Annotated in this window: 3 protein-coding genes; 2 read left to right on the top strand and 1 reads right to left on the bottom strand. The window is 38.7% G+C overall.

Annotated features, from left to right (window positions below; all coding sequences use genetic code 11):
• The coding region (locus tag V7659_RS10690; RefSeq protein WP_335540018.1) for an electron transfer flavoprotein subunit alpha/FixB family protein at window positions 1-694 on the top strand (694 nt) is incomplete at its 5' end.
• 176 nt (window positions 695-870) lie between these two features.
• On the top strand, window positions 871-2049 hold the full coding sequence (locus V7659_RS10685) for a GNAT family N-acetyltransferase (protein WP_335540016.1): 1179 nt from the start codon (window positions 871-873) through the stop codon (window positions 2047-2049).
• A 504-nt stretch (window positions 2050-2553) separates the two neighbouring features.
• On the opposite strand, the gene V7659_RS10680 is transcribed toward V7659_RS10685, so the two are convergent.
• Window positions 2554-3237, bottom strand: a 684-nt coding sequence (locus V7659_RS10680; RefSeq protein ID WP_335540014.1) for a PrpF domain-containing protein, incomplete at its 5' end; no start/stop codon positions are given.

Here is a 3237-nt window from a genome sequence, read left to right as displayed (position 1 = left end):
CACCGATCTGCCGACAGGTTTGACAGCGGATACAACGGAACTGGATGTTGAAGAGGAAACGGGTTTACTATTGGCGAGCAGACCGGCATTTGGCGGAAATATTATGGCGACCATTTTATGTAAAAAATACCGGCCGCAAATGGCGACAGTACGCGCCAAAGTCATGAAGGCGCTGGACCCCGAGGCGGGGAGAACCGGCAAGGTGGTTGAAGAAACAATCCCCCTAAAGGAAGAAGACATTCGGACAAAAGTCTTGGAAATTGTAAAGGAAACAGTAAAGAAAGTACGAATCGACGAAGCGGACATTATTGTTGCAGGTGGAAAAGGGTTAGGGAGCTTCGAAGGATTTCAGATAATACACCAATTGGCTGAAACGCTTGGAGGAGCGGTTGGTGCCAGTAGAGATGTAGTAGAAGCGGGTTGGATCGACCATCCTCATCAGGTTGGGCAAACCGGTGTAACAGTAACGCCAAAAATTTATTTTGCAATTGGAATCTCCGGAGCGATTCAACATATTGTGGGAATGAAAAATTCAGATTTAATTATTGCCATAAATAAGGACAAAGAGGCCCCTATTTTTCAGAACTGTCATTATGGAATTGTTGGCGATGCCTTTGAAATCGTTCCTATCCTAATCGAGCAGTTTAAAAAGGCTTTATCCAGGGAAAAAGTAAGCCAAACTAGAGAAGCTTAAATTAATGACGGTGGGGCAGCCTCGTTTGCTTCGTTGGGAAACCCAATGAAGCAAACGAGGCTTTTTTAGAAGAATGATAGTATCTGAATCCCAGATATTGTTGGAAAAATAAGCATATTGTTTTATCATTAAAATCATAGATATACTACGTTGAGAAAAGAAAGGAATTGGACTAAATGCAGGTTAGAGAAATTACAGAGAATGAATTCTTAGAAGCAATGAAACTATCAATGTACGCATTTCAATATAAGGTACCGGAAGTTGATATACCGGTTAGAAAAGAATCAATTAAAAATCATAATATTCTAGGAATATGGGATGGTGAGAATAGTCTGGCTGCCAAACTGCATATTATTCCACTCACCATTTTCATGAAGGATGCCGAATGGAAAATGGGTGGAATCGCGGGAGTTGCTACTTACCCAGAGTTTAGACGAACCGGTTATGTAAACGCACTCATTATCGAATCTTTGAAACACATGCGAAATAATAATCAGATTGTATCGCTTTTACACCCATTTGATATCTCTTTTTATCGGAAATATGGGTGGGAGGTTTTAAGTGAACAGAAGAAATTAACGTTTGAAAAAGTAAACCTAAAGTTCCTTGAAACGCAGCCAGGTTTTATAAAGAGATATTCCAAAGAGTCCCATAATGAGGAGATAGAAGAGATTTACCAGCAATTTTGCACTCAACATACCGGAATGCTAAAACGTGATACAAATTGGTGGAAACAAAACGTATATAATGATGATTCGCAGCTTGCTGTATATTACCATTCTGCGAACGAGGCAAGGGGCTATATTCTGTACCAAGTGAAGGAAAGAAAAATGGAAGTGGAGGAGCTGGTTGCTCTTGACCACGATGCGAGAAAAGGGCTATGGAATTTTATCTGCCAGCATGACTCCATGGTTGAAACAGTAACGATTAATCTTGCAAGTCACGATCTATTTCCTTATTTTTTGCCGCAGCCAAAAATGAAAATTGAGTTAGCTCCCTATTTTATGGCAAGAGTTGTCGATGCTGAAGAATGTTTACGGAAATTTCCGTTTCTACCAGAAAATGAGTCGCTATTCCTCCACCTTGAAGATACACATGCACCTTGGAATAATGGGAGTTATTTGCTTGGAAAAGGAGAAATCAGGGTGTTTAAAGAAAAAACGGGAGGTCAGTGTGTTCATCCTCCTAAAAAAGGGATTCAATTAACTATTAATTCCCTTTCAGCGATTCTATTTGGTTACAAGAGACCGATGGAACTTTTTGAAATGGGATACTTGAAAGGAACCAAGACAGAGATCGATCTTTTCGAAAAAATGGTCCCAGCGATGAAATCGTCATTTTTTGATTTCTTTTAATATTATTGTTTTATTGATTACTGGAATATTGAAAAGAGAGTTCAAATTGAAATGACAGCGGTTTTATAACGCCAATAAAAATATTTATTCAAGCCCTGATTTATGTTAGGGCTATTATTTTTAGAATTTCAAACTTCTGTTAACGCCCCATTAAAAATTGGCTACTTTTCTTTTACTATAAATTAAAGTGGAGCTTCCTCTTTTCTATGGGAAATTAATAACCCCATCCTCACAAGAGAATGGGGTTACTAGTCATCTTTTCTGGTAAATTATCATTTAAATACCTAATATTTATATAGCAAGGCAGGGGTTATTATAAAAGATCACTTCTGTTAAAATTGAATATCCGTGCATTTTTCTTAATGCATCTCTCGCTTCTTTTTCGGTATCAAATTCAAATATTTTAATACTTTTTTCTGTATACCTTGTGATCACCCACATTTAAAATTCCCCCGTTTTTTTTTTGAATTTTTTATGACTACCACACTGAAAATAGGAAGTGACCTATGCCTCTATAGCTAAATCTGAAAGTTGATAATCGTCCTTTGTAAAAACGGAACCTTCTAGAATTGTTCGAGCTGTACGCACTACCTTTATTGAATTTATATTGCCTGCAAGCAAATCTACCTTTGTTTCCATAATTCCAGCAGGGTGTGCTAATCTAAGGACTTCGTGGTTGATTGTCACGATATCCGCCAAAATGGTATCTTTCAGGAAAGCACCGGCAGTTGTACAAATGGCACCTGTAATAGCAAGAGCTTGATGCGGCTTTTGCATTGACATCATTCTTATTGCCAAATCCATTTCTGACGCATTTCTCTTAATGCCAGTCACATGAATAAAATCCATTGGAGGGGCAACGAGGGTCATTTTTGGCACAGCTGGAGACTTTTTAGTTGCTTCTTCTTTTTTCGAAAAGTGGCACATTTCAGCTGCTAGAGATCTAATTTCTTCTAATTCCTTTAATTTTTCCGGAGTATACTCATGTGGCAATTCGTTTCCTTTTAGCCCCACATCCTCCGCCCTGACAAAAACAAGAGGATTGGCAACATCAATAATAGAAATAGGGATGGTACTATTTTTTGTTTGGATCCAGTCTACAGGTTTTCCGGTGGGAAAGAGCTTCCCAGTTACATCCCCCTCAGAACGGGTAAAGGAAAGGTAAATAGGGGACCCAGTTCCTGGAAC

The organism is Neobacillus drentensis, from assembly GCF_036966985.1.
GTDB lineage: Bacteria > Bacillota > Bacilli > Bacillales > Cytobacillaceae > Neobacillus > Neobacillus drentensis_E.
This window is presented reverse-complemented; position numbering and strand designations above follow the sequence as displayed.